The 25,785-nt window shown below is 52.3% G+C and carries 19 protein-coding genes, 1 other RNA gene and 1 pseudogene; 17 read left to right on the forward strand and 4 right to left on the reverse strand.

What is annotated here, in order from left to right; translation table 11 throughout:
• Positions 1–8 precede the first annotated feature (8 nt).
• The 3 genes from ACO6UY_RS07640 to ACO6UY_RS07650 all read right to left on the reverse strand — a co-directional run bounded on the left by ACO6UY_RS07640 (position 9) and on the right by ACO6UY_RS07650 (position 5,556).
• Positions 9–3,029: an efflux RND transporter permease subunit gene (locus ACO6UY_RS07640; protein ID WP_422463957.1), complete on the reverse strand. Its 3,021-nt coding sequence runs from the start codon at positions 3,027–3,029 to the stop codon at positions 9–11.
• The gene (locus ACO6UY_RS07645; protein ID WP_422463955.1) at positions 3,026–3,781 is read right to left on the reverse strand and encodes an efflux RND transporter periplasmic adaptor subunit; all 756 of its coding nucleotides are present in this window, start codon (positions 3,779–3,781) and stop codon (positions 3,026–3,028) included. Before ACO6UY_RS07645 ends, ACO6UY_RS07640 begins: the two co-directional genes overlap by 4 nt.
• A 563-nt stretch (positions 3,782–4,344) precedes the next feature.
• Positions 4,345–5,556 carry a hypothetical protein gene (locus ACO6UY_RS07650; RefSeq protein WP_422489521.1) on the reverse strand — a complete coding sequence of 404 codons (1,212 nt, stop codon included), beginning with the start codon at positions 5,554–5,556 and terminating at the stop codon, positions 4,345–4,347.
• A 279-nt stretch (positions 5,557–5,835) separates the two neighbouring features.
• On the opposite strand from ACO6UY_RS07650, the gene rsmI reads away from it, so the two are divergent.
• Positions 5,836–6,681 (forward strand): 16S rRNA (cytidine(1402)-2'-O)-methyltransferase, encoded by an 846-nt coding sequence (gene rsmI, locus ACO6UY_RS07655; RefSeq protein ID WP_422489522.1) that lies wholly within the window; start codon positions 5,836–5,838, stop codon positions 6,679–6,681.
• Between the two features lie 150 nt (positions 6,682–6,831).
• On the opposite strand, the gene ACO6UY_RS07660 is transcribed toward rsmI, so the two are convergent.
• Complete coding sequence (locus tag ACO6UY_RS07660) at positions 6,832–8,121, reverse strand: ankyrin repeat domain-containing protein (RefSeq protein WP_422489524.1); 1,290 nt, start codon at positions 8,119–8,121, stop codon at positions 6,832–6,834.
• 344 nt (positions 8,122–8,465) lie between these two features.
• Between ACO6UY_RS07660 and rnpB the strand changes: the two genes are divergently transcribed.
• From rnpB to ACO6UY_RS07740, 16 genes and pseudogenes are all read left to right on the forward strand, one after another.
• Positions 8,466–8,874, forward strand: an RNA gene (rnpB, locus tag ACO6UY_RS07665) — RNase P RNA component class A.
• Between the two features lie 485 nt (positions 8,875–9,359).
• Positions 9,360–9,815, forward strand: coding sequence for a division/cell wall cluster transcriptional repressor MraZ (gene mraZ, locus ACO6UY_RS07670; RefSeq protein WP_101746672.1), 456 nt, complete (start codon positions 9,360–9,362; stop codon positions 9,813–9,815).
• A gap of 105 nt (positions 9,816–9,920) precedes the next feature.
• Complete coding sequence (gene rsmH, locus ACO6UY_RS07675; protein WP_422451123.1) at positions 9,921–10,862, forward strand: 16S rRNA (cytosine(1402)-N(4))-methyltransferase RsmH; 942 nt, start codon at positions 9,921–9,923, stop codon at positions 10,860–10,862.
• 2 nt (positions 10,863–10,864) lie between these two features.
• On the forward strand, positions 10,865–11,176 hold the full coding sequence (gene ftsL / locus ACO6UY_RS07680) for a cell division protein FtsL (protein ID WP_101746671.1): 312 nt from the start codon (positions 10,865–10,867) through the stop codon (positions 11,174–11,176).
• On the forward strand, positions 11,173–13,008 hold the full coding sequence (locus ACO6UY_RS07685) for a peptidoglycan D,D-transpeptidase FtsI family protein (protein WP_422450935.1): 1,836 nt from the start codon (positions 11,173–11,175) through the stop codon (positions 13,006–13,008). Before ftsL ends, ACO6UY_RS07685 begins: the two co-directional genes overlap by 4 nt.
• A gap of 11 nt (positions 13,009–13,019) precedes the next feature.
• Positions 13,020–14,603: a UDP-N-acetylmuramoyl-L-alanyl-D-glutamate--2,6-diaminopimelate ligase gene (locus ACO6UY_RS07690; protein ID WP_422489526.1), complete on the forward strand. Its 1,584-nt coding sequence runs from the start codon at positions 13,020–13,022 to the stop codon at positions 14,601–14,603.
• Complete coding sequence (locus ACO6UY_RS07695) at positions 14,600–16,015, forward strand: UDP-N-acetylmuramoyl-tripeptide--D-alanyl-D-alanine ligase (protein ID WP_422489528.1); 1,416 nt, start codon at positions 14,600–14,602, stop codon at positions 16,013–16,015. The genes ACO6UY_RS07690 and ACO6UY_RS07695 overlap by 4 nt, the downstream gene beginning before the upstream one ends.
• Positions 16,015–17,097 carry a phospho-N-acetylmuramoyl-pentapeptide-transferase gene (gene mraY, locus ACO6UY_RS07700; RefSeq protein WP_422450940.1) on the forward strand — a complete coding sequence of 361 codons (1,083 nt, stop codon included), beginning with the start codon at positions 16,015–16,017 and terminating at the stop codon, positions 17,095–17,097. Before ACO6UY_RS07695 ends, mraY begins: the two co-directional genes overlap by 1 nt.
• A 22-nt stretch (positions 17,098–17,119) precedes the next feature.
• Positions 17,120–18,550, forward strand: a complete 1,431-nt coding sequence (gene murD, locus ACO6UY_RS07705; protein ID WP_422450941.1) for a UDP-N-acetylmuramoyl-L-alanine--D-glutamate ligase — start codon at positions 17,120–17,122, stop codon at positions 18,548–18,550.
• Entirely contained in the window at positions 18,544–19,788 is a 1,245-nt protein-coding gene (gene ftsW / locus ACO6UY_RS07710; protein ID WP_422461843.1) for a putative lipid II flippase FtsW, read from the forward strand. The genes murD and ftsW overlap by 7 nt, the downstream gene beginning before the upstream one ends.
• Complete coding sequence (gene murG, locus ACO6UY_RS07715) at positions 19,781–20,902, forward strand: undecaprenyldiphospho-muramoylpentapeptide beta-N-acetylglucosaminyltransferase (RefSeq protein WP_422489530.1); 1,122 nt, start codon at positions 19,781–19,783, stop codon at positions 20,900–20,902. The genes ftsW and murG overlap by 8 nt, the downstream gene beginning before the upstream one ends.
• The gene (gene murC, locus ACO6UY_RS07720) at positions 20,895–22,352 is read left to right on the forward strand and encodes a UDP-N-acetylmuramate--L-alanine ligase (RefSeq protein ID WP_422468635.1); all 1,458 of its coding nucleotides are present in this window, start codon (positions 20,895–20,897) and stop codon (positions 22,350–22,352) included. The genes murG and murC overlap by 8 nt, the downstream gene beginning before the upstream one ends.
• Positions 22,353–22,385: 33 nt before the next feature.
• A complete protein-coding gene (locus tag ACO6UY_RS07725) occupies positions 22,386–23,321 on the forward strand; it encodes a D-alanine--D-alanine ligase (RefSeq protein ID WP_422489532.1) in 936 nt (311 codons plus the stop codon).
• Positions 23,314–24,129 (forward strand): cell division protein FtsQ/DivIB, encoded by an 816-nt coding sequence (locus ACO6UY_RS07730; protein ID WP_422489534.1) that lies wholly within the window; start codon positions 23,314–23,316, stop codon positions 24,127–24,129. Before ACO6UY_RS07725 ends, ACO6UY_RS07730 begins: the two co-directional genes overlap by 8 nt.
• Positions 24,130–24,182: 53 nt before the next feature.
• A complete protein-coding gene (ftsA, locus tag ACO6UY_RS07735; RefSeq protein ID WP_101746660.1) occupies positions 24,183–25,418 on the forward strand; it encodes a cell division protein FtsA in 1,236 nt (411 codons plus the stop codon).
• 77 nt (positions 25,419–25,495) lie between these two features.
• A pseudogene (locus tag ACO6UY_RS07740) lies at positions 25,496–25,785 on the forward strand (cell division protein FtsZ); the annotation flags it as partial.

Genomic DNA, 25,785 nt, shown 5'->3' on the forward strand with positions numbered 1-25,785 from the left:
ATCAACGATCAGGCCTTACCAAACTGCCGCTGTTTAACCAGCAGGTAGAGGGAAGGAATCACAGTCAATGTTACCATCATCGAGATCACGCAGCCCCAGCCAACGACCAGCGCCATGGGCGACATGTAGTTATCGTAGCCGCCGAGGCCATAGGCCAGGGGGGTCAGACCGGCAACAGTGGTCACCGTTGTCAGCAAAATAGGACGTACACGGCTCTGGGTACCCTTGATGACAAACTCCACCATATTCGCCCTGGTGCACGCCTGCTCGGTCTCCATCAGGTGCCATACCAGCACCAGGCTGTTGTTTACCATAATACCGATCAGGGCGATCATACCGATAATGGCGAAGAAGCTCAGTACCTGACCATGGATGAACAGGATAAACAGCGCACCGCAGATACCCAAAGGAATAACAGACAGTACGATCAATGTTTCGAAGACACGGTCAAACAGCAGCAACAGCAGTAGCAGGATGCCAAACAGGGCAAAACCGATAGCAACAGAAAATCCTCGCTCCGCCTCCAGAGTTTCCAGAATCTGGCCGGTAACGATAATACTCGCACCCTGATAATCGGTGCTCATGTTAGCGGTAGCGAACCGGGTCTGCACCTGATCAAAGACCGCCACCGGATCGGTTATGGTGGTATCCAGACCCGCCGAAACCCGAATTACCCGCTTGCCGTTGTAATGGTCGATACCAGCCAGAGCATCGGTAAATTCCCAGCGTACCAGCTTGCGCAAAGGTATCAGCTGGTTATTCTTGCCGCGCACCAGCAATTCATCCAGCTCGGTCAACAGTCGATCATTGTCGTCAAGCGCCACACGAAAGTGAACCTCTTCCTCACCGTTGAAGACCCGCGTCACGCGCTGGCCATCAATAGCGTACTTGATAATATCTCCGACCTGCGTAGCGCTGATACCGTAATAGTTGAGCCAGTCGTACTGCAACACTGCCTGCGCCTGTGGTGATGGTGCATTGAGATCTCGCCGTACCCGATGACTGCCGGGTATCTCCTGCAAAAATGCCACCAGGCCATTGGCCAGCTTCTCGCGGCCTTCGTCACTGCCGCCGACAACCCGCAGGTCTACCGGACGACCAGCTGGCGGACCACCGCCATCGACATCAAACTCGATCTGGGCAAGGCCGGTAATACTCTCGGCCTGCTTCTCCCAGTCGGCAACGATCTGCTCGGCACTGCGATCGCGCTGGTTGGCCGGTACCAGGGAGACACCCCAGGTGCTGGCCGGTGTTCCGACCTGACCGTACCAGGCCGCCACTTCCGGGGTATTCTTGATAATCTTTTCCAGTGCCCGGGTCTCTTTCCAGACTTCATCCAGGGAAAGTTCAGTATCCGCTTCCGCTTCCATCTCGATAATGTAAGCACCATCGACCGGGAAGAACAGATAGGTCAGACTCTGGTACGAAACCACCCCCAGACCAATAATGGTGGCCACCATAACCGGCAGGAAAACAGCACGCTTGCGAATCAGGCTGGCAACGATGGTATTCAGCCACTTAAGCTGTCTGGATCCCTCTTTGGCAACCGCCTCTCCCTGCTTGAACACGCCTTTCAGGTGTGCCGGAATAAACAACAGTGCATCAATAAACGAGAAACAGAGGGCGATAATGACGGTGAGCGGAATCACATACATCATCTTGCCACTGTTACCGGGCAGGAACAGCAGCGGCACAAAGGCAATCATGGTGGAAAGCACGCTGGCCAGCACCGCTGGAAAAACGCTTTTTATACCTTCGGTGACGGCACGTTCCAGCTCGTAGCCCTCTTCCACCAGTGCCACTATACGATCACTGACCACGACCGCGTCATCGACAATAATGCCGATAATCAGGATCAGTGCAGACAGGGTAAAGACATCGAGAATCTGACCAAAGGCCGGCAACACTGCCAGGGTACCGAAAATACAGACCGGGATAGATATTGCCACCCACAGGGCGATCCGCTTTCTCAGGAACAGTGCCAGAGTTACCAGCACCAGACCGAGGCCAATCAGACCATTACTCTGTACAATCGAGGCTTTCTCCTGAATCTCGTTAGAGAGATCAAAGCCGACACCCAGCGTATAGTTCTTGCCCAGCAGCTCCTGCTCTTTCGCCAGCAGATTGCGGACGTTTTCAGCCGTACTCAGTACATCGCCACTCTCATTGGTGCGCAGGTCGAAAACAATACTCTTGTTGCCATTGATCGAACCGTAGACCTCGCCCTTGGCAAAACTCTCCCGAATATCTCCGGCCACATCCTTGAGCTTCAGACGAGGGGCAAAACCGATCATCATCTCCCGCAACTGTTCGACACTTTTCAGCTCGGCAGCGGTAATCAGCTCAGGGCTGTTTTTCAGCTGATCCAGACGACCACCGCTGATCAGTGCATTACGCTGGGCAACCAGTGCGGCCACTTCATCGACGGTCAGACCGTAGCGCTTCAGGGATATGGGTTCCAGGGCGATCAGAAACTCGGGATCACGAAGGTCTGTGGTATGAATATCACCGATACCTTCAATTTGCCGTATTTTTAGCTCCAGATCCCTGGCCTGCTTTCGCAACTCACTGTACGACACCGCATCGGAACCGGCGATACCGACCACCATAAAGTCCAGGCTATAGGACTTTGTCGCAGAAAAGGTCGGCCCATCGGTGACACCGGCGGGCAGCCCAGAGACCTTGGTCAGTGCATCACGAATATCCTGATAGGTCGCATTTGGATCGGAGACATCGCTCTCCAGAGTCACCCGGATACTGGAGCTACCGTTCTCAGACGTGGAGGTAAATTCCTTGATGCTGGATATCGACAGTAACTCTTTCTCGATCTTGCTGGTGATATTGCTCTCGATATCCAGTGCCGTGGCACCGGGATAACTTGTGGTGATATTGCCGCTCATCATGTCGTAACGGGGCTTTTCTGCCATCGGCAGGCCAATGGCGATAAACACCCCGGTAGCGATGATCAGAAAGGTCAGCGCCTTGGCAGCAAACTTGCGCAGTGATAACAGTTCCAGCAATGTGTTCATCGTGCTTCCCCAGTGGTTGTGCGACCAGTGACGTCCAGATAAACACGTGACTCCATACCGGCACTCAGTTTGCCGGCACCGTTATTGACGGTGACCTCCACCAGAAATCCGGGGGCATCTGTCTGAATAGCAGGAGAGAGTACAGTCACATGACCGGTCAATGACTGCCCGATGGATGGCACAACCACCTTCAGCTGGTCGCCTTTTTTCAGGCGAGTAAAGTCCGCTTCCAGAAGATGAAAACGTGCTTTGAGCTGCTGGGTATCAACGATGGTATAGAGAGGGTCACCGACAGAGATAAACTGCCCAAGCTCGACAGTACGCTCAACAATCACTCCGGAAAACGGTGCCTTGGGAGCAGACTTGTTGAGGGTTTCCCGGGCAATGTCGTATCGGACATTGCTGGCATTACGCTGTGCCTGGCTGATATTAGTCAACCGTGTCTGGTTATCCAGATCACTGGCGGAGATACCTTTGGTCTTGTACATGGACTGAAAACGTGCCAACTGTTTCTGCTGGGTTGCCAGCTCACTTTTGCTCACATCCAGCTCATATCTGGCCAGATTGAGATTGAGTGTGTAATCTCTGGCGGAGATGGCTAACAGAGCGTTGCCCTTTTTGACCGGATCCCCATTTTCAAAGTTGTAGGCATCGACAACACCGGACACCTGGCTACGGACCACAACCAACTTTTCGGGCAACAGTGGTGCAACGCTGTACTGACCGGGATCGAATTCATTTGCGCGTAGCAATGACGAAAATAAAAGACATGTAAGTAATACAATTTTTCTCATGATAGTGATCAGACTCCAAATTTTACATCTCGTTAAAGCAGTGTCTCTTTTTTCCGTTTTGACCCGGTTGGTGATCGTATGCCAGGTAGCGTGAAAAAAATGTTGGTTATGTGAAAATCGTCTATATTCAATCTGCATTGCTGACCGGTAAAAGACTGGAAAGATAATATAAAAGCGCACGTTGCCCTTGAGCTGGATAAGAAAGAGCTGAGCCAAGGGGAGTAATACGGGCAAGGGGGGGGTACTGTTTCATATAGTTGTGGCAGAAGCAACCCAAAACAGTGTGCTGCTTAATTTGGTCCAGCAACTCAGATAAACGAACAAACAACCCGGCTATCAAAGTTTCCAACTCCAGCCAAGGCTGCAATCATTGAGAGGATAAAATCCAGAGGCGGAATATTTCCTGTCGTATAGTAAAACCAGGCTGCTCAGCGATATTGGGCAACTGAGAGTGATGTACGTCAGCAGTTTTTTAACTCAACTGAAGTACCCATCCTGTTCAGCCTTGGTAATCTGAATTTTTAAGACTTGATGCCCAGTGAATAAATCTTATTAATGGTTTTTTGAGTTAAACAGCCTGACTTAATCAAACCAGTGATGATGTTAGTTATTGGTTGACAGATGCCTTTACAAAACATGAACGCTGACTTAAGCAAATCTTCACTGTGGGGTACTTTTTTTCCAGGGTTGAAGTTTAAATCAAGGATATCCGGGTTTGACCTAAAAACAGTGTACAGCATGTCAGGGTTGAGGTTACTTTTTAATAATATACCTTCAATCTTTTCAATAGTTTTTTCGTTCCGTGGTACCCAGGTATTGTTTTTTTTGATTTCTTTATAAACGGCCTTTTGCCAGCTTGACCAATCTGACTTAATCACTTTGTTCGGATTCTTGCCGAACTGCCCCGGATTAATGCCTATGACACTGACACCACACCTGTGAGTTTCATTCAGAATGGAAGTAAACTGATGCATTAGTTCAATTTTATCGGCATCAGTATCTCTCCCGCTGGTAATAGCGGTTGTTATGAATTCTCCAGCCAGATCACAGGCTGAGACGACCTCAAGTTGGTTGCATGCAGTATTGTAATCCGGCAGCTGGCTATCGGGTGTTTCGTCGTTTACTGAACTGGCTTGATCCTCAGAACCCCGAGCGTATATCTTGTTCACCAGTTCTTCGTCCACGAGTCCCATTGAGATGGCTTTCGTAATAAAGTCTTTTGCGGGTATACATCGGCCTCGCATCAGCCCGGCCACCTGCTGAAAAGGCTTCTCTTTGTTTAAAATAGAAGTTATGGAAAAAAAGTCATAATACTCCGGGTCCAATGGTGGTAAAAATGCAAACAGCAGTTTTTCTGTGTCCTCTGATCCGATCCTGTCTCCTATTTCCTTGATGGCACCATATCCCTTATCAAAATCCTTCTGGTCGACGTTGTCTTGCCACTTTTTCCAATCGCAATGGCTAAAATTCTTTGGGTTGGTTAGTGCGCTCAGTTCAGTCGGGAGTATAAAAGGTCTGGGGATGCGCTCATTTAATTGCTTGATCATTCTGGCAAACAGTGATTTTTTGCATTGATTAATGTCCCCTTGGTTGGATTTACGGATTGCTTCGGCGTTGACAATAAATTTTCTTGCCAGCTGTTCAATGGAATAAAGACTGTCATCGATGGCTTCCTGGTAAGTGGGGGGAGCATCAGTATTTAAACAGGTGGAAGTAGAAATGCCCGTGATCATGGATTATCTCTGTAATTGCAGGAAAAACACATTGTGTGGAAAAAAGCATTCACCACTCATTGACCTATTGATTAAAAAAAAGTTCAGTACACTAACCTGGGGTCGTGAGTTCACAATGGCTTCTGGTGACTTATTGCGGGTGTTCATGTTCCTCGCTGGGGCTAAAGTCTTCTGCCACGATGGCAGTCAGGGTTTTGATTCTGTCTGGATTTTTTTCGGATGTGAAGTGGTCAAAATGGTAAGCTATTGCCTGAAAATTCATATCGGTTCTTTATTGTCATGTCTGACCCGCTTCTTTATATAGTTTCTACGCCAATGGGTAATCTGGGTGATATGACGCCCAGGGCCATAGAGGTGCTTCGTCAGGTTGACGTTATTGCCGCAGAGGATACCCGGCACAGTAAGCGTTTGATGAATCACTTTGGTATTGATACTCCGCTGATTCCCTGCCATGACCACAATGAACGACATCAGGCCGGGATGATTGTGCGACGTATGCAGGCGGGGGAGACCATTGCCCTGATCAGTGATGCCGGTACGCCGTTAATTTCTGACCCGGGCTTTTACCTGGTCCGGTCGGTGAGAGAGGCCGGGTTTCGGGTGGTTCCCATTCCCGGGGCCTGTGCATTTATCGCCGCGCTGTCAGTCAGTGGTTTGCCTACGGATCGTTTTTATTTTGAAGGTTTTCTGCCCGCTAAAGGGGCGGGGCGTCGTAAGCGAATAGAATCGTTGGCGGCTTTTTCCAGTACCTGGGGGGTTTATGAGTCGCCACACCGGATTATGGAACTTCTGGAAGATCTGGCAACGGTGCTCGGTGGTGACCGGTACATTGCTCTTGCCCGGGAAATCACCAAAACCTTTGAAACCGTGATGACCGGTACGGTGTCGGAGATTCAGGCCGTTTTGCAATCCGATGCCAATCAGCAGCGTGGCGAGTTTGTGGTGCTGATCGAGGGCTTTAAGGAGGAAGAAGATTCTGAAATCAGCCCCGATATTGCAAAAATGCTGCAACGTCTGTTACTGGATTTGCCCATTAAAAAAGCGGCTGCAGTGGTTGCTGATCTGACCGGGTTGAGAAAGAAAGACCTCTATGAATTGGGTTTGGACATGAAGAAGGGGGAGTAGCTGCTGTTCCCGGGAATTGTCCCTGAATATCTTCCTCTGTTTGTTAAAAACTGAGAGTCTGACCAAAGTCGCAGAACCCGGGGCAGACTCTACCGGCCATTGATCAATTATGTTCCGCTATTTTATTGCTCACTGCACAAAGCAGGACGATTAATGGGCCCAATTTTCAATAAGGAGTTCCTGGCACGGGGTGTGACCTTTCCGGGTAGCCAGGTCCAGAGCCGTCTGGTCAGGGTTTGTCTTCACATTGACTTTGATGCCGGGAATGGCCAGCAATACCCGGAGGGTCTCTGTGTGACCATTAAGGGCGGCCAGGTGGTGAGCCGTACAGCCCTTGTTGTCTTTATCTTTAACCAGGTAGGGGGCAATGGCCAGCAATGCCCGGGTGGCCTCTGTGTGGCCTTGATGAGCAGCCAAGTGGAGAGCCGTGTTGCCATAGTTATTCTTGGCGTTGGCCAGGGAGGGGGCAAAGGCCAGCAATACCTGGATGGCCTCTGTGTGGCCTTCAAGAGCAGCCAGGTGGAGAGCCGTGTTGCCATAGTTATTCTTGGCATTGGCCAGGGAGGGGTCAGTGGCCAGCAATATTTGGATGGCCTCAGTGTTGCCTTCAAGAGCAGCCAGGTGGAGAGCCGTTCTGCCATTGTTACTCTTGGCTTTGGCCAGAGAGGGGTTAGTGACCAGCAACATCTTGACTATCTTTGTGTTGCCATTGCGGATAGCAAAGTGGAGATCATCAAAGTCAAGGGACTGGTCCCTGTCCGACCATACCTTGACCGTGACGGTGTCTGTGCGGTTATAGAAGGCAGCACCGTGGAGAGGCGTGAAGCAATCGTTAGCCTTATCTTCTTCAATAATATTCGCCCCGGCCCGGTTCAGCATTTGCGAGCAATCGGTGCGGTCCGACCGGGCCGCAAGGTGCAGGGGTGTCTGATCATCGTGATCGTCAGTGTTGACAACAGCACCGCTTTCGACCAGGGCCCGGACGCAATCATGGTGGCAGTATTGGATGGCGACAGCTAACGGGGACTCAGGTTGACCAGTGAGCGCCGAACGATAAGTCCGATTTGCCAGAGTCTCGTCTTCGGCCAGCAGCCAGTTCAGCGTTGTCAGATTACCGGTACGGCAGGCATGAAGCATCAGGGATTCACAATAAGGTGATTCCTCGTCAAGGACGTGACTCCCACCCAGAGGAATCAATGGCAGTAACGGTTGCTTGCATTGACTGCATTCGCGCAGGTTAAGACTTTTTTCGGCCTGCTGTTCACTGTCAAGCCATTTGGTGATGCATTCCAGATGGAAAACGTGTGATGACGGGCAAGAAGTTTTGACCAGTCGCCCACCCTGTTGTCCGATACGATCGTCGCTACTTTCACAGAGAGAACAATTAAAAGATAAATCTGACGCACTTTCCCTGACACTGATCATTGCTTTACCGAACACCACGACCCAATTCCTTGACTTGGACAAAAATGAGCAGAGAGAGTTTCATAATAAATAGAATTCTAACAAGACGATTGTCGTTAAAATTCAAGACCCGACACCGGTTTGCTGCCCGTTTCCCGCTGCCCGAAAAGCCGCAACCACTTGTGCTTTTGCGGGCAGCGGGAAACGGGCGGCGGCTTTTTACCAGACTAAGTAAAATGATGAAGTTTATTCCGGGACAACTCCTAAAGGTGGTTTCGCCGGAAGAGGGTATATGGATAACGGTTTTTGCCAACCCGGAAACCGAGTAGATTGTTATTACGGTTGATTATTGATGATTTCACAAGTAATATTCGCCGCCGCGAGCTGGCCGGGCAGTCGCTGTTTATTCTGGTTGTTTGATCAGAGTGAAGGGAGGAAAGTCCGGGCTCCAGAGGGTAGGGTGCCAGGTAATGCCTGGGGGGCGAAAGCCTACGGAAAGTGCAGCAGAGAGTAGACCGCCTAAGCCAGTGTTCTTTTCAACGCTTGTTGTAAAGAAGTTGGCCGGTAAGGGTGAAAGGGTGCGGTAAGAGCGCACCGCATGGCTGGTAACAGTCCATGGCACGGTAAACCCCGCCTGGAGCAAGACCAAATAGGAATCCTATAGGTGTGACCCGCACTGGATTCGGGTAGGTTGCTTGAGGTGTCTGGTGACAGACATCCCAGATGAATGACTGCCCAGGCCTGCTTTGGCAGGCTGGACAGAACCCGGCTTACAGGCCGGCTCGCGACTCTTTTTTCCGCTTCAAGTTTGCTTTTCCTGATCGTTTCCAGGGTGTCTGTTGCCCCCGACGCGATTCTGTCTTTGTCTCACTGTCTTTAAATCCAAAGTCTTTATCGCAATAAAAGTGTTTTGTACCCGCTGTTGCTGCCTTTAAAAAAATAGAACCATAGTTCTTTAATTCCTCCATAGATTCTGTTTTGCCCTTTGTTTAAAGGCTTTCGCTATTCATTTTTCAAACTGTTCTTTTATTGGGTTGTCCAATAATGACGGGGAAGAGGTAGAACCCCTGCTTGACGTGGGTTTTTCAGATTCCTATAGTGTGCTTTAGTGGTGTAAAGTGGATTATTGTGGGGCGAATTGGCGGGGCCAATTGATGGAACGAAACAGGTGGAGCGAAATGGGTGGTCGAATGGAGTTGGCTCTCATTAGTGCTTTTTATAAGTGATGGTCACTTTAAGGTTTTCAGGGGTTCGGGGACCAGGGAGAAGGTAATGTGTTTCGCGGTGTAAATGCCATTAATCTGGATGCCAAAGGGCGTCTTGCCATACCAGCCCGTTATCGGCAGGTGTTGCGGGATCGCTGCGGTGGTGCCCTGGTGGCAACGATTGACACCGACGAACCTTGCTTGCTGATTTATCCATTGGATGAGTGGGAGCTTATTCAGCAGAAAATTGAAGCACTTCCCAGTTTTCATCCAATGACCCGCCGGATTCAGAGGCTCTTGATTGGGCACGCCACCGATGTAGAGCTGGACGGCAATGGGCGTATTCTTATCCCTCCACTGTTGCGTGACTACGCAGGTCTTGAAAAGCGCAGTATTTTGCTGGGTCAGGGCAAGAAATTCGAGCTTTGGGATGAACGTTGCTGGAATGAGCGCCGCGACCAATACCTGAAAGAAGCCAGTGAATCAGAAGAGATTCCGATGGAATTGCAGTCGCTCTCTTTGTAAATCACTTTTTTTGCTGTTTTTGAGTTAAGAAAGCTTTGTGAAAAGTTTATGAAATCGTTAAATCGTGTTGGTAGTCAGGCAGATGTCAGCAAAGGTGGCAAGGAAATGGTAGCGACCCAAAATGAGGTGGCTGACCATGTGCATAAAACAGTGCTGCTGAATGAGGCTGTCGATGCGTTGCTGACGGATCCAGCCGGAATCTATGTCGACGGTACTTTTGGCCGAGGCGGGCACAGTCGTTTGATTTTGAACACCCTGTCAGAGCAGGGACGGCTGGTGGGTATTGATAAAGACCCATTGGCCATTGCCACCGGTGTCCAGCTGGCCAGTGAGGATCCACGCTTTGCCATTCATCACGGTTCTTTTACCGATGTGGATTCCGTGCACAGTGACCAGTTGGTGGATGGGATTTTGCTGGATCTTGGGGTTTCTTCGCCCCAGCTGGATGATCCGGAAAGAGGTTTCAGCTTTATGCAGGAGGGACCTCTGGATATGCGGATGAATCACCAGGATGGCGAGACTGCCGCTGGCTGGCTGGCGCGGGCAGAAGAACAGGAGATCAGCCGGGTAATCTGGGAATATGGCGAAGACCGTTTTTCCCGCAGGATGGCCAGGGCCATTGTCAGGGAAAGGGATATTGAACCGATTCTGACCACACGACGGCTTGCCGATATTATTGCAGCGGCCTGCCCCACCAGGGAGAAGGGTAAGCACCCGGCGACCCGTGCGTTTCAGGCGATCAGAATCCATATCAACCGGGAGCTGGAGGATCTGGTGCTTTGTCTGGATCGGGCTCTGGAAAAATTGAAGCCCGGTGGCCGACTGGTGGTTATCAGCTTTCACTCATTGGAAGACAGGATTGTCAAACGCTTTATCCGCAAGCATCAAAAGGGGGATGAGCTGCCAAGCTGGCTGCCGGTGACAGAAGATCAGTTGAATCGGCGGATGAAAAGTCTGGGCAAGGCGATCAAACCTTCCCGGCAGGAAGTGCAGGAAAATCCCCGGGCACGAAGTGCAGTTATGCGTGTGGCAGAAAAGCTGGTTTGATCATGGGCCTGATGATGGATAGTGGTCTTCTGGCGTGTCTGCATCTTCTTCGATCTTATGGTGCTGCGCTTTTGCTGTTGTTACTGGTGATATTGTCGGGATTGTCTGTGGGTTACGTTTCCTACGAGAACCGTCTTCTGAATAACCGGATTCAGCAGGAGCTTGAGAACCGGAACAGTGCACAGGTTGAGTGGGGTAAGTTGTTGCTGGAACACAGCACACTGACATCACCGGGAAAAATTGAACAGGTTGCCAGGGAGAAACTGGACATGGATGTGCCAAAGAGCAGCCAGATAGAGATGGTTCTGCCATGACTCAGGGGCGAACTCAGGGACAGAAAGTATCACCGCGAAACCGGTCAGCGGCCGAGAGCAAGGCTGGCAAGGGGACTGTCTGGATTGGCCGTATGGTGAATAGCCTGACCCGGAAGTGGCGGCTGAAAATGCTGCAGTCGGTCCTGCTGGTGGCAGGGCTGGCCATTGGTTACCGAATTGTCGATTTGCAATTGCTGGATCGGCACTTTCTGCAAAATGAAGGTGATAAGCGTTCTGTTCGCTATGAGTCAGTGGCTGCGCACAGAGGCGTAATTTTTGACCGCAATGGTGACCCGCTGGCGGTCAGCACGCCGGTTGTCACGATCTGGGCTGACCCTGAAGTACTGTATCAGGCCAGTGACCGCTGGCAGGACCTGGCAAAGGCGTTGGGCGTTTCCCATAAGTGGCTATCGGATCGTGTGCAGGCGGCCAAAACCCGGGATTTTATCTACCTAAAACGGCAGCTGACACCGGAGAAGGGGGCAACGGTCATGGCCTTGAGAGTGCCGGGTGTCCGGGCGATCAATGAGCACCGGCGCTACTACCCGGCTGCCGAGGTGACCGCCCATCTGGTGGGTTTTACCAATATCGATGAGTCTGGTCAGGAAGGTCTGGAGTTAGCCTACAATGATTGGCTGTCCGGTGAGCCAGGTCAGCGAAGGGTGCTGAAAGACCGTAAAGGCCAGCTTGCCCGACAGGCTGAGCTGATGAAAAGTGCCAGCCCCGGCAAGGAACTGATGCTCAGTATTGATCTGAGGCTTCAGTATATGGCCTACCGGGAGTTGAAAAAGGCGGTTGAGCAGCACAAGGCCAAGGCCGGTTCTTTGATTATGCTGGATGTCAAAACCGGGGAAGTGCTGGCAATGGTCAATCAGCCTGCCTACAACCCGAATAACCGGGCGGATATGCAGGCCCATAAGATGCGCAACCGGGTGGTGACCGATATGGTCGAGCCGGGGTCAACAATGAAACCTTTTGCGGTAGCGGCTGCCCTGGAGTCTGGTCAGTTTCACAAAGACTCAGTGATTAATACCGCACCCGGTTACCTGCGACTTGGCAGGGATCAGGTAAAGGATAACCGGAATCACGGTGCTATTGATGTGACCACTGTGCTGAGACAGTCCAGTAACGTCGGGGTGTCAAAAATGGTGCTGGCCATTGGTCCGGATAAGATGCTGGATTTGCTGCAGAGGGTTGGCCTTGGTCAAAGCACCGGCACCGGTTTTCCCGGAGAAAATCCGGGCTATTTGCCCTATCGGGATCGCTGGAGTGATATCGAGATTGCCACCTTATCCTTTGGCTACGGTTTGACCGTGACACCGTTGCAACTGGCTCAGGCCTATACCGTACTTGGCTCCGGTGGCATGATGCGCCCTGTCTCGCTGATCAAGAGAGATGTGGTGCCCGACGGTGTTCGGGTAATGGATCAGCAGGTGGCGGATGATCTGAGGAAAATGCTTCGTGAGGTGGTTCATGGCGGAACCGGTGGCCGGGCGATGATCGATGCCTTTGAGGTTGGCGGGAAAACCGGAACGGCCAGAAAGGTGGGGCCAAACGGTTATATCAAGGATCGCTACATAGGTATGTTTGCCGGTTTGGCACCTATTGATAATCCACGGTTTGCCATGGTGGTCATTATTGATGATCCCTCTGGCAAGAACTATTACGGTGGCCTGATTGCCGCGCCGGTATTCTCCAAGGTGGCAGCCGGGGCGCTGCGAATGCTGGGGGTTGAGCCCGGTGAGTTGGGTAATCCGGGGGCAGATCGGCGTATGGCATTTAATCCCCATGATCGGGATGAGCAAATTTCTACACCATTGGAAGAAGGTTAAAGCGAAAAGCAATGACAGCTGAGCAAGAGAATACTCTCAATGGCGTGCTTGCCGAACTGCAGCTACCGGTGGTAGCGGTAGACAGGAAGCTGTATCATATGACCCTCGATAGTCGCAAGATTACCGGGGGTGAGTTGTTTATTGCGATTCCCGGTATTCAGTCCGATGGCCGCAACTACATTGCTGATGCCCTGGAGAAAGGTGCCGCAGCGGTGCTGGTGGATGATAGCGAAGGGTTTGATCTGTCTGCTGCGGCAGGCAATGAGTCCGTTTTTTTTGTTCCGGGCCTCAGTGGCAAGGTTGGGTCCCTGGCTGATCGTTTTTATCGGCAACCTTCTGAACAGTTGAGCGTTATTGGTGTTACCGGCACCAATGGCAAAACCTCCTGTTGCTGGTTTATCTCTGAAATCCTCGGGCAGCTGGGCAAGCCCTGTGCATTAATGGGCACCGTGGGGCGCGGGTTGCCGGGGCAGATGGAGGCTTCCTTAAATACCACCAGTGATGTGATTTCCCTGCAGCAGTACCTGGGGCAACTGGTAGCGGATGGCGTAGAGGCGCTGGCTATGGAGGTGTCCTCCCACGGGCTTGATCAGGGACGGGTGTCCGGGGTCTCTTTTGAGGTGGCGCTGTTTACCCATATCAGTCGTGATCATCTGGATTATCACGGTTCCCTGGAGAACTACGCAGCGGCCAAGGCCCGGCTGTTTTCCGAGTGTACATACCGGTATGCGGTTATTGGCAAGGACGATGAGTTTGCACCGCTGATGCTTTCCTCCTGCCCACAGAATGCCAATATCACCACCTGGTCCCTGGAAGATGCTTCGGCAGATGTGTATCTCAGTAACATTGAAACGTTACCGCAAGGTTTCAGGGCAACCCTTCATACGCCCTGGTGTGTGGGTACATTGGCGACTTCATTACTGGGACGTTTTAACCTGGAAAATCTGTTGGCGGTTATTGCTGCGTTGGGTGTTCAGGGGTATGCACTTGATCGCATTCTGGCGGCTATTCCGGCGATTTCTGCCCCTCCCGGCAGGATGCAGCAGTTTGGTGGTGGCACTCAGCCGCTGGTGCTGGTTGATTATGCCCATACGCCGGATGCCATTGACAGTGTGCTTTCTTCATTGCGTGAGCACCGTGCGCAAATAAAGAGAATGACCCCTTCCGAAAAAGATTGCGAACAAGAAGCCGGGAAAATTGTCTGTATATATGGGTGTGGTGGTGACCGGGACAGAGGTAAGCGACCTTTGATGACGTTCGCCGCTTTGAACGGTGCGGATAAAGCAGTGCTGACCAGTGATAATCCCAGAACTGAAGATCCCCGCCAGATCATCACTGATGCGCTGGACGGTATTACAGAGAATGACCGTCAGCGCATTCAGGTGATTGCTGATCGCTCTGAAGCCATCCGTTCCACAATTACTTCCGCCAGTGCCGGTGACATTATCGTGATCGCGGGCAAGGGGCATGAAACCTATCAGGAAATTGATGGTGTTCGACATCACTTCGATGATGCAGAACAGGTGCAGCGGGTATTGCAATCGCAATGCACAGGCGCTCGGTTGCAAAATGTTCAAGAGGATGTGCAGGCATGATTGAATCGATGCGCCTTGCCGAAGTTGCCGGGATTGTTAACGGTCAGTTGCATGATCTGCCAAATGATGAGCTGTCAGTTACCGGTGTCAGTATTGATACCCGAACATTGCAACCGGGTGATCTTTTTATTGCTATTAAAGGTCCCCGCTTTGATGGGCACGATTACCTGGGCCAGGCGCAGGCGGCAGGTGCTGTTGCTGCCCTGACCGAACACTATGTTACTGGTGCTGCTTTGCCGCAGATTGTGGTGGCAAATTCCGAACAGGCACTTGGGCTGTTGGGTGCTGCCAATCGCAATCGCTTTGCCGGGTGTCTGATTGGTGTTACCGGTTCCTGCGGCAAAACATCGGTCAAAGAGATGTTGCTGGCCATGTTCTCCGAAGCTGGCCCAACGCTGGCAACGCAGGGCAACCTCAATAATGCGCTGGGCACACCCTTAACGTTGTTAAGAATCAACGAAGCCCATCAGTTTGCCGTGGTTGAGATGGGCACCAGTGCTCCTGGCGAAATTGAATACATTGCCAATATGGGCAGCCCTGACGTATCCGTGATCGTCAATGCCGCTGAAACCCATCTGGCGGATTTGAAGAGTGTTGAAGGGGTTGCCTGGGAAAAAGGGTTTATTCTGGATGCTCTGCCGGATGATGGTACAGCAGTTCTGAATATGGATGACCGGTTCTACGGTCAGTGGTGTGACCGGGTTCTGCAAAAGCCGGGTCGACACATTATCAGTTTCAGTGCCCGGAGTCCTGAGGCGAACTGTTTTGCCAGTGATATCACGCCCAATCAGGAAGGCACCCGATTCACGTTGCATATTCGCAGAGAGGGGCAGCAGCCAGAGCAACAAACGCTGCAGCTTTCCTTCTGGGGGCGCTACCAGGTGACCAATGCCTGTTGCGCGGCGGCGGTTGCACTCGCCTGTGGGTTGTCGCTGGACATTATTGCCCGTGGACTGGAAAATGCCCGACCTTATCAGCGGCGTGGACAACGCTTTGTTCATTCGTCCGGTGCAGTCCTGATTGATGAAACTTACAATGCCAACCCGAAAGCGACGCTGGCGGCACTGGAGCAGCTGGCGGACTGTGGCGGCCGGACCATTATGGTTCTGGGTGACATGCTGGACCTGGGTGAGATATCCGATGAACGTCATAGGGACATTGGCCGCTATGCGCAAGAACTGGGTATTCAGCAGTTTTTGAGTTTCGGGCCTTCTGCACGCCTGGCCAGTGAAGCCTTTGGCAGCGGACAGCACTTCGACGATAAAAACGAGTTGATTGCCTTTCTGAAAGCACAGCTTCAGAGCATTACTAACAGCGACAGTATGGCTGTCATGGTGAAAGGATCAAAAGGGATGAAGATGTTGGACATTATCCAGGCTCTGATTGGGTCTGATTACAAGGGAGATGCCTGATGCTGGTCTGGCTGGCAGATTATTTAGCCCAGTATTACCATGGATTTCTGGTGTTCAAGTACCTCACGTTGCGAGGTATTTTCGGGGTCCTCACGGCTCTGGCCATGAGCTTATGGCTTGGGCCTCACTTTATTCGCAAACTGAGTTTTTACCAGATTGGCCAGGCGGTCCGTGATGATGGTCCGCAAAGCCATTTAAGCAAGGCTGGCACCCCGACCATGGGTGGTGCCCTGATTCTTATCTGCATTGCCATCAGCACCTTGCTATGGGCCGATCTGAGTAACCGCTACGTCTGGGTTGTGCTGTTTGTTACCGGTATTTTCGGTGCGGTTGGCTGGGTGGATGATTACCGCAAAGTGGTTGAAAAGAACTCCCGTGGTCTGCCCGCTCGATGGAAGATGTTCTGGCAATCGGTTGCTGGCCTGGGTGCCGCTTTTTTCCTGTTTTTTACCGCGCCATCCGCGACAGAAACAACCCTGATTATTCCCTTTTTCAAAAATGCCACGTTGCAGCTGGGGCCATTTTTTGTGGTGCTGGCCTACCTGACCATTGTCGGTTCCAGTAATGCCGTCAACCTGACGGATGGCCTGGATGGTCTGGCTATTTTGCCCACTGTGATGGTGGCTTCAGCCCTGGCGGTATTTGCCTATCTGAGTGGACATGCAACCTTTGCCCAGTACCTGCTGATTCCTGCGGTGCCGGGAGCCGGAGAGCTGATGGTATTTTGTGCTGCCATCGCCGGGGCAGGCCTTGGTTTTCTCTGGTTTAACACCTACCCGGCCCAGGTCTTTATGGGCGATGTGGGTGCTCTTGCGCTGGGTGCTGCCCTCGGGGTTGTTGCGGTTATCGTCCGCCAGGAAATCGTGCTGATTATTATGGGCGGTGTTTTTGTTATGGAGACGGTCTCTGTCATTTTGCAGGTGGGCTCCTACAAGTTAACCGGTCGTCGTATATTTCGCATGGCACCGCTGCACCACCACTTTGAGTTGAAAGGGTGGCCTGAACCCCGGGTCATCGTGCGCTTCTGGATTATTACTATTGTGCTGGTTCTGATTGGACTGGCATCGTTGAAAATTCGCTAACGGGTTTAAGGGTAACGGGATTGTGACAAGAAGCACTCTTGTTAAGAAAACAGCTGCAGCAGATAACGAGCCATCAGGGCTGATTGGCTCGAGTTGTCATCGTGTGATTATCGGTCTTGGCAAGACCGGGTTGTCCTGTGCCCGTTATCTTCATAGCCAGGGGTTGCCGTTCAAAATTATTGATACCCGGGAAACGCCTCCGGGGGAAGCGGAATGTCGTCAGCTATTTCCTGATGTACCTCTGCATACCGGTGGTTTCAACGAGCAATGGTTAATGGCTGCTGATGAGTTGGTGGTTAGTCCGGGTATTGCTCTGTCGGAACCGGCGATTGCCAGGGCGATGGACAATGGCGCTATTGCCATTGGTGATATTGAGCTGTTTTGTCGAGCGGTCAATGCTGCTTCGGCTGTTTCAACAAAGAAGCCGCTCGTCGCCATTACCGGCTCCAACGGCAAAAGCACGGTGACCACACTGGTTGGCGAAATGGTCAGCTGTTCAGGGCTTAAGCCCGGCGTAGGGGGTAATATCGGAACCCCGGTGCTTGATTTGCTGGATGATGACAGTATTGATGTTTACGTTCTGGAGCTTTCCAGTTTCCAGTTGGAAACCACCCATAGCCTCCGTGCAACGGCAGCGACGGTTCTGAACATCAGCCCGGACCACATGGATCGTTACCCGACGCTGGTTGAATACCACCAGGCCAAGCAGCGCATTTACAAAGGGTGCGGAACCGCCGTATTTAACCGGGATGATCCTCTTACTTCCCCGTTGCTTCCAGTGACTGCGGGAGCTGTGACCTTTACCAGTGGGTCTCCGGATCTTGGTCAGATGGGGCTTCTTGCTGACGATGACGGCATCTGGCTGAGCAAGGGGCTGGAAAAGCAGATCAATACCCGCCAGATGAAACTCAAAGGCCGTCACAATTATTTGAATGCCCTTGCTGCTCTGGCCCTGGGCGAGGCGATAGGTCTTGATGCCAATGCCATGTTCGAAGCGCTGATGGCCTTTCCCGGGTTGAAGCACCGTTGCCAATGGTTGGGTGAGCAGGATGGCGTTGCCTGGTTTAACGACTCCAAAGCCACCAATGTCGGTGCCTCCGTTGCGGCTATTGAAGGCCTGGGCGATGGGCTGGCAGGCAAGATTATTCTGATTGCCGGTGGTGATGGCAAAGGTGCGGATTTCTCGGATTTGCAGCCAGCGGTCGCGCGTTATGTCAGTCATCTGATCCTGATTGGGCGTGACGGGCCCGCCATTGAGCAGGCCGTGAAGGGCAGTGCAGAGATTCATAAGGTTGCCAGTCTGGATGATGCCGTCAGTCTTGCTGCACAGTTGGCCGAGCCCGGTGATGCCGTGCTGTTGGCACCGGCATGCGCCAGTTTTGATATGTTCAACAGCTTTGAGCATCGGGGTGACCGATTTGCAGAGCTGGTCAATGGTTTGATTGTATGCTGAAACGGGTTCGACACAGCTTTCTCACGGAGAAAGAGTCCATAGAACAGGAAGGGTCAAGGTCCACGAATGTTGACATGGTCCTGTTCGGGGCTGTGCTTGCCTTGCTGGCCATTGGTCTGGTGATGGTGGGTTCAGCCTCCATGGATGTTTCCAGTGCTACCTTTGGTGATCCATTCAGAGTCGTCTTTAAGCAGTTTCTGTTTATGGTGGTGGGGCTGGGTGCCATGGGTGTCATGATGCTGGTGCCTGTCAGCCGGATTCAGCAGTTGAGCTGGGTTGGCTTGCTGGTTGCGTTCTTTCTGCTGGTGCTGGTGCTGATTGTGGGTCGGGAAATTAATGGCAGTGTGCGTTGGATTCCCCTTGGCTTTTTTAACCTGCAAGCCTCAGAGGTTGCCAAGCTGTGTGTGGTGATTTATCTGGCAGGCTACCTGGTGCGACATCTTGATGAAGTGCGTACGCGCTGGAGTGGCTTTATCAAACCCATGCTGGTGCTCACCGGGTTGGCTTTGCTGCTGCTTGCGGAGCCGGACCTTGGTGCGCTGGTGGTGCTGACCGTGGCGGTGATGGGGATGATCTTTATGGCGGGCGCACGGTTCCACCAGTTTCTGGTCATGATTGCCGGCGTAATTATCCTGATTGTTCTGTTGATCTGGATGGAGCCTTATCGTATGGCTCGTATCACCTCCTACATGGATCCCTGGGCCCATGCTTTTGGCAGTGGCTATCAGTTAACCCAGGCTCTGATCGCGTTTGGTCGGGGAGCCTGGCTGGGTGAAGGGCTGGGAAATAGCATCCAGAAGCTGTTTTACCTGCCGGAGGCGCACACGGATTTTGTTTTTGCCGTATTGGCAGAAGAGTTTGGCCTGATTGGTTCGTTGCTGTTGCTTGGGCTGTTTCTGTTTGTTGCCTGGCGGTCATTGCAGTTGGGCTCAAGAGCGGAAACCAGGGGGATGTTATTCCATGGCTTCGTCGCTTATGGTATTGCCCTGCTTTTTGCCTGTCAGGCGTTGATTAACATTTCTGTGAATACCGGACTGCTGCCCACTAAAGGGCTGGCCTTACCCATGATCAGCTATGGAGGCAGCAGTTTAATTGTCAACTGTCTGGCATTTGGTATTTTGTTGCGCATTGATTTTGAACGTCGTCTGACTAAAGCCACAGAGGTTAAGCCGGTTGCGGGGCGTAAGGCTCAGGAGCGAAAGACGAGTGAAGCCGCTGGAGGTAATACAAATGGCTGAGCAGGCAGTTTCTCAAACGCCTCCGGAGGCACCCAAAGTGATTATCATGGCAGGGGGCACCGGAGGACATATTTTCCCGGGGCTGGCTACAGCCAGGGAACTCATTAAGCAGGGGTACCGGGTGCATTGGCTGGGTACTCCCGGAAGTATGGAAGCAGAGCTTGTGCCCGGGCATGGCATTGATATCAGCTTTATTCCGGTCACCGGCCTGCGGGGCAAAGGGTTGAGTTTTCTGTTGAAAGCTCCCTGGCGTCTGGCTGTTTCATTATTTAAGGCCGTTCGGGTTCTGAGAGAACACCGGCCGGTTTGTGTTGTTGGTATGGGGGGCTATGTCACAGGGCCCGGTGGTGTGGCTGCGCGGTTGTTGGGAATTCCCCTGGTGGTTCATGAACAAAATGCCGTGGCAGGTCTGACCAATAAACTGCTGGCCAGGATTGCTACCCGGGTGCTTGAAGCGTTTCCGGGAACCTTTGCTGGGCTCTCTTCACGCATTGCCCGAAAAGTAATGCTGACCGGGAATCCGGTGCGTCCGGAGATTGTCGCCGTTCCTGCCCATTTACCACGCACTCCCTTAAGGCTGCTGGTCGTTGGGGGGAGCCGCGGAGCCCTGGCAATCAACCAGATGATTCCCCGGGTTTTACAAAACTGTGGTGCTCAGATTGACGTCTGGCACCAGACCGGTAAGGGAACCTTTGAGCAGTGCCTGGCAGATTATCAGCAGCTCGGCGTTTCCGGTCGGGTAGAGCCGTTTATTGATGATATGGCTCAGGCTTATGAGTGGGCGGATCTGGTCATCTGCCGCTCTGGCGCATTAACCATTGCAGAACTGGCAGCGGCAGGAAAACCCGGAATTCTGGTGCCTTTCCCGTTTGCGGTGGATGATCATCAGACAGTGAATGGGCGTTACCTGGTCGATCGAGGTGCAGCCCTGATGGTTCAGCAAAAAGATTTGAATGTGGACAGTTTGACAAACATGATTTTGAAGCTGGCAGATAATCCTGAACAGCTTGAACGAATGGCCTCATCAGCAAGAACGGCCAGTTTGCCACAGGCGACTGATGACGTGGTCAGGCTCTGTCTTGAAGCGGCTGGTAAGGAGGTCTCTTATGCCTGATGTAAAAAGTCGGATTCCCGTTGTGGCGGTGCCAGAGATGAGGCGTATCCGTAAAATCCATTTTGTCGGTATTGGTGGTTCCGGCATGTGTGGCATTGCCGAGGTCCTGCTGAATCAGGGGTATGAAATCTCTGGCTCGGATATTCGTGCATCTTCAGTGACTGAGCGTCTTGAAGGGCTCGGGATTGAGGTGTTTATTGGCCACCGTGCCGACAATGTGATCAACGCAGATGTGATTGTCACCTCAACCGCGGTTGCCGGAGATAATCCGGAAGTGGTTGAGGGGGAAAGACGTCGGCTGCCCATTGTTCCCCGGGCCCAGATGCTGGCGGAATTAATGCGTTATCGCCACGGCATTGCGGTGGCGGGTACCCATGGCAAGACCACCACCACCAGTCTGCTGGCTTCGGTTCTCGGGTTCAGTGGTATGGACCCGACTTTTGTGATTGGGGGCAGGCTCAACTCGGCCGGTACCAATGCAAAACTGGGTGGCAGCCGTTACCTGGTGGCCGAGGCGGATGAGTCTGATGCCTCTTTCCTGCATTTGCAGCCGATGGTGTCCATTATCACCAATATTGATGCTGACCATATGTCTACCTACGACGGAGACTTTGGCAAGCTGAAAAAGGCATTTATTGATTTCTTGCACAATCTGCCTTTTTACGGTGTGGCGATTGTCTGTATCGACTGTCCGGTTGTTCGGGAACTGTTGCCGGAAATCAAACGACAGGTGATTACCTACGGTTTCAGTGAAGACGCGGATTACCGGGCAGTGAATGTTCGTCAGCAGGGCATGAGAACCTCGTTTGACCTGGTTCGTCGCACTGATGTCGAAGAAGCCCCTGTGACCATTGAACTGGGTATTCCCGGACGCCATAACGTGTTGAATGCTCTGGCCGCGTTTGCCACGGCGGCTGATGAAGGCATTCCGGATCAGGTGATTGCTGAAGGGCTGAGTCGTTTTGATGGTGTTGGTCGACGTTTCCAGGTGCTGGGAGAGTTTACTACCCGGGTTGGCGACGTGATGCTGGTGGATGATTATGGTCACCACCCAACGGAAGTGGATGCGACCATTAAAGCGGTTCGTGATGGCTGGGATGATAAACGACTGGTGATGATTTACCAGCCTCATCGTTTCTCTCGCACCCGTGACCTGTATGAGGATTTTGTCGATGTGCTGTCCAGGGTTGATGTTCTTCTGTTAATGGAAGTGTACCCTGCCGGAGAAGAACCGATTGCAGGGGCGGACAGTCGCTCACTATGCCGGAGTATTCGCCAGCGTGGACTGGTTGATCCGATATTTATTGCCCGTCCTGAAGACGTTGAGTCAGTATTGGCGGATGTGCTTCAGGATGGTGACTTGCTGTTGGCTCAGGGAGCCGGGGATATTGGCGCACTGGCTCTCAGGCTGGCCAGTGCTGAGTTGGCTCTGCCGAAGACAGAACAGTAAAGCTACGAATTGAATAGTAAAGGAAAACAGTGCATGAAGTACGACCGGAGTTGTGATCACTTCGATCCAAAAGCTTTTGGCAAGGTTGCTGTACTTTTCGGTGGAAACTCCGCAGAAAGGGACGTGAGCCTGACCAGTGGTGAGCGTATTTATGCCGCGTTGCATCGCCAGGGTGTGACATGCCAGCTGATTGATACCTGTGAGAATGTTGTTGAGCAGCTTCAGCAATATGCACCTGACTACGCCTTCATTGCCTTGCATGGCGGTGGGGGCGAAGATGGAACGATACAGGGAATGCTGGAAACCATGGGTATTCCCTATCCCGGCAGTGGTGTCATGGCATCGGCCCTGGCGATGGATAAATACCGCTGCAAGCTGCTCTGGCAATCCATTGGGCTGCCAACACCGGAATTTGCCCTGGTTATGGGAGTTGACAATCTTGGCCATGCCGAGTCGCTATTGCCTGCCTTTGTCAAACCCAGCATGGAGGGCTCCAGTGTTGGTGTGGCACGGGTTGATCGAAGGAAAGACCTTGAGGCTGCCTGCGAGCGTGCAGCGGAGCACAAGGGGGCTGTTCTGGTGGAGTCGTTTATCGATGGGCCTGAGTTTACGGTGGGTATTCTTAATGGTCAGCCACTGCCTGTTATCAGAATTGAGGCAGAGGGTGAATTTTATGATTACCAGGCCAAGTATCTGTCGGATAATACCCGCTACTCCATTCCCTGTGGCCTGACTTCCGTTAAGGAGCAGGAACTGCAGGCGGTTGCCTTGACGGCATTTGAAGCCCTTGGGTGTTCAGGCTGGGGGCGTGTTGACTTTATGCAGGATCAGCAGGGACGATTCTGGTTGCTTGAGGTCAATACTATTCCGGGGATGACAGATCATAGTCTGCTGCCGATGGCCGCAGCGGATGCCGGTTTATCTTTCGATGAACTGGTGATTGAAATATTGAAAACAGCGGATGTCTGATCGAGCAGGTTGGTCTGTTTCAGCCGACTGGTCGGGGGAAGTACGGGGCGCATCCCGAAGGGACGGTCAACAGGTTGTTGGCAGAGGGAAAAAAACACTGCCGTGGAAAAGAGTGCTTCAGGCTCTGGTGTCTCTTGTTCTGCTGGCAGGCTTGCTGGGCTCAATGCCATGGTTGGTGAACTGGTTGAATCAGCCGATAGCACGGGTGGAAGTGCATGCAGGCTTTGAGTATTTATCCAGAGAGCAGGTCGAGGGTGTTTTGCAGCCTCACTTACAGGACCGTTTTTTTGCCCTGGATTTGCGCGAGATGCAGCAGGTTCTGATGGCAATGCCCTGGATTAAGACCGCCTCGGTTCGACGACAGTGGCCTGACAGTGTCCAGGTGAGCCTGACCGAACAGCAGCCGGTGGCGAGGTGGGGCAGCAGCGCCCTGATCAGCAATGAAGGTGAGGTGTTTGCACCAGAGGATATTGCCGGTTTTTCCGCCATGCCGGTTCTGGGTGGCCCGGAAGAGCTGGCGGTGGAGGTGATGCAGCAATATCTGGCCATCAGTCAGTTGCTCCGGCCTATGGGGCTCAGGCTGACCATGCTGAAACGTAGCAATAGTGGCTCATGGCGATTTACCATAGGACATGTTGAGGTCAATATTGGTCGTGACCGAAGGATGGAAAGACTGCAGCGTTTTGTCCGTCTTTATCATGCCAGGCTGGAGTCTCGCTGGGATCAGGTAAAGCGGGTAGATTTGCGATATTTGAACGGTGCTTCGGTTGCCTGGAGTGAGACGCTGGTTAACACGGGGTCAAAATAAGTCAGCCAGGCTCAGATTTATGATCGTTAGAGAAGTTTGGGAAGATTGATGCCATGACAGCGGCAGATAATGGAAGATTGATCGTTGGGTTGGATATAGGCACCTCGAAAGTCGTGGCTATTGTCGGAGAGCTCAACGCTGAGGGTGACATTGAAGTCATCGGCATCGGCTCGCATATTTCCCGCGGGCTTAAGCGTGGCGTTGTGGTTAATATTGACTCTACGGTCCATGCCATTAAGAGAGCCGTTGAAGAAGCTGAGCTGATGGCCGGGTGTCAGATACACTCGGTCTATGCCGGTATTGCCGGCAATCACATCAAGAGTCTTAACTCCCACGGTATCGTTGCGATACGTGAGCGTGAAGTGAATGGTGCCGATATTGACCGGGTGATTGACGCCGCCCAGGCGGTGGCGATCCCGGCGGATCAGCGGATTCTGCATATTCTTCCACAGGAGTATGCCATTGATAACCAGGAGGGGATCAAGGAGCCTCACGGGATGTCCGGTGTCCGGCTGGAAGCCAAGGTTCATCTGGTGACCTGCGCTGTTAATGCGGCCCAGAATATTGAGAACTGCATCCGTCGCTGTGGTCTGGAAGTGGACGATATTATTCTTGAGCAGCTGGCTTCAAGTTATTCGGTGCTTTCAGAAGATGAGAAAGAGCTGGGCGTCTGTATGGTGGATATCGGCGGTGGCACGACAGATATTGCCATCTTTACCGACGGTGCCATTCGGCATACGGCAGTGATTCCCATTGCCGGTGATCAGGTGACCAATGACATTGCCATGGCCTTGCGGACACCGACGCAAAATGCCGAAGACATAAAGATTAAATATGCCTGTGCCCTGGCCCAGCTGGCTGGAGCCGATGAAACCATTAAAGTTCCCAGTGTCGGTGAGCGACCCTCCAGGGAGCTTTCCCGGCAGGCACTGGCAGAGGTGGTAGAACCTCGTTATGACGAGCTGTTTACGTTAATTAATGCAGAGATCAGGCGCAGTGGTTTCGAAGACCTGATCCCCGCAGGTATCGTTCTGACCGGTGGTACTTCCAAGATTGAGGGAGCTATTGAGCTGGCAGAAGAGATTTTCCACATGCCGGTCAGGCTGGGTGTGCCGCAGTTAGTGAAAGGGCTGAGTGATGTGGTCAGTAATCCCATTTATTCAACGGGTGTCGGGCTTTTGCACTATGGCCAGAAAATGCAGAAAGATGGTTTGAAAAAGTCGATCGCCAGCAAACCTCAGGATGCTGGGCTGATGGACAAGATGAAGCGCTGGTTTCAGAACTTTTAAGTGTGTAGCAGCGCAGGTTTTCAGTAACGGTATTGGTAAGTATTTGTTAGATTAAGGGTGATAAAAAGGAGATGACCATGTTTGAATTGGTGGATAACGTACCGCAGGAAGCGGTCATAAAAGTTATCGGTGTCGGTGGTGGTGGTGGTAATGCAGTCTGCCACATGCTGAATAGTCAGCTCGAAGGTGTTGAGTTTGCCTGTGCAAACACTGACGCCCAGGCGCTGAAAAAGCAGCATTTGCAGGCCCATACTCACCTGCAGCTGGGAGCCTCGATCACGCGAGGGCTTGGTGCAGGCGCGAACCCGAATGTCGGTCGCGAGGCGGCGATGGAAGACCGGGAGCGTATCGCCGAGCTCCTCAAAGG

It is taken from the genome of Endozoicomonas sp. ALE010 (assembly GCF_049310165.1).
Classification (GTDB): Bacteria; Pseudomonadota; Gammaproteobacteria; order Pseudomonadales; family Endozoicomonadaceae; genus Endozoicomonas.

What these genes read in the sequence shown, in the direction of transcription:
- murC (WP_422468635.1), top strand. Translation starts at nt 20,895, where the DNA reads ATGCCTGATGTAAAAAGTCGGATTCCCGTTGTGGCGGTGCCAGAGATG.
- ftsA (WP_101746660.1), top strand. Translation starts at nt 24,183, where the DNA reads ATGACAGCGGCAGATAATGGAAGATTGATCGTTGGGTTGGATATAGGC.
- ACO6UY_RS07640 (WP_422463957.1), bottom strand. Translation starts at nt 3,029, where the DNA reads ATGAACACATTGCTGGAACTGTTATCACTGCGCAAGTTTGCTGCCAAG.
- rsmH (WP_422451123.1), top strand. Translation starts at nt 9,921, where the DNA reads ATGGTAGCGACCCAAAATGAGGTGGCTGACCATGTGCATAAAACAGTG.
- ACO6UY_RS07690 (WP_422489526.1), top strand. Translation starts at nt 13,020, where the DNA reads ATGACAGCTGAGCAAGAGAATACTCTCAATGGCGTGCTTGCCGAACTG.
- ACO6UY_RS07730 (WP_422489534.1), top strand. Translation starts at nt 23,314, where the DNA reads ATGTCTGATCGAGCAGGTTGGTCTGTTTCAGCCGACTGGTCGGGGGAA.
- ACO6UY_RS07695 (WP_422489528.1), top strand. Translation starts at nt 14,600, where the DNA reads ATGATTGAATCGATGCGCCTTGCCGAAGTTGCCGGGATTGTTAACGGT.
- murG (WP_422489530.1), top strand. Translation starts at nt 19,781, where the DNA reads ATGGCTGAGCAGGCAGTTTCTCAAACGCCTCCGGAGGCACCCAAAGTG.
- ACO6UY_RS07685 (WP_422450935.1), top strand. Translation starts at nt 11,173, where the DNA reads ATGACTCAGGGGCGAACTCAGGGACAGAAAGTATCACCGCGAAACCGG.
- mraY (WP_422450940.1), top strand. Translation starts at nt 16,015, where the DNA reads ATGCTGGTCTGGCTGGCAGATTATTTAGCCCAGTATTACCATGGATTT.
- ftsW (WP_422461843.1), top strand. Translation starts at nt 18,544, where the DNA reads ATGCTGAAACGGGTTCGACACAGCTTTCTCACGGAGAAAGAGTCCATA.
- ACO6UY_RS07725 (WP_422489532.1), top strand. Translation starts at nt 22,386, where the DNA reads ATGAAGTACGACCGGAGTTGTGATCACTTCGATCCAAAAGCTTTTGGC.
- ftsL (WP_101746671.1), top strand. Translation starts at nt 10,865, where the DNA reads ATGGGCCTGATGATGGATAGTGGTCTTCTGGCGTGTCTGCATCTTCTT.
- rsmI (WP_422489522.1), top strand. Translation starts at nt 5,836, where the DNA reads ATGTCTGACCCGCTTCTTTATATAGTTTCTACGCCAATGGGTAATCTG.
- ACO6UY_RS07650 (WP_422489521.1), bottom strand. Translation starts at nt 5,556, where the DNA reads ATGATCACGGGCATTTCTACTTCCACCTGTTTAAATACTGATGCTCCC.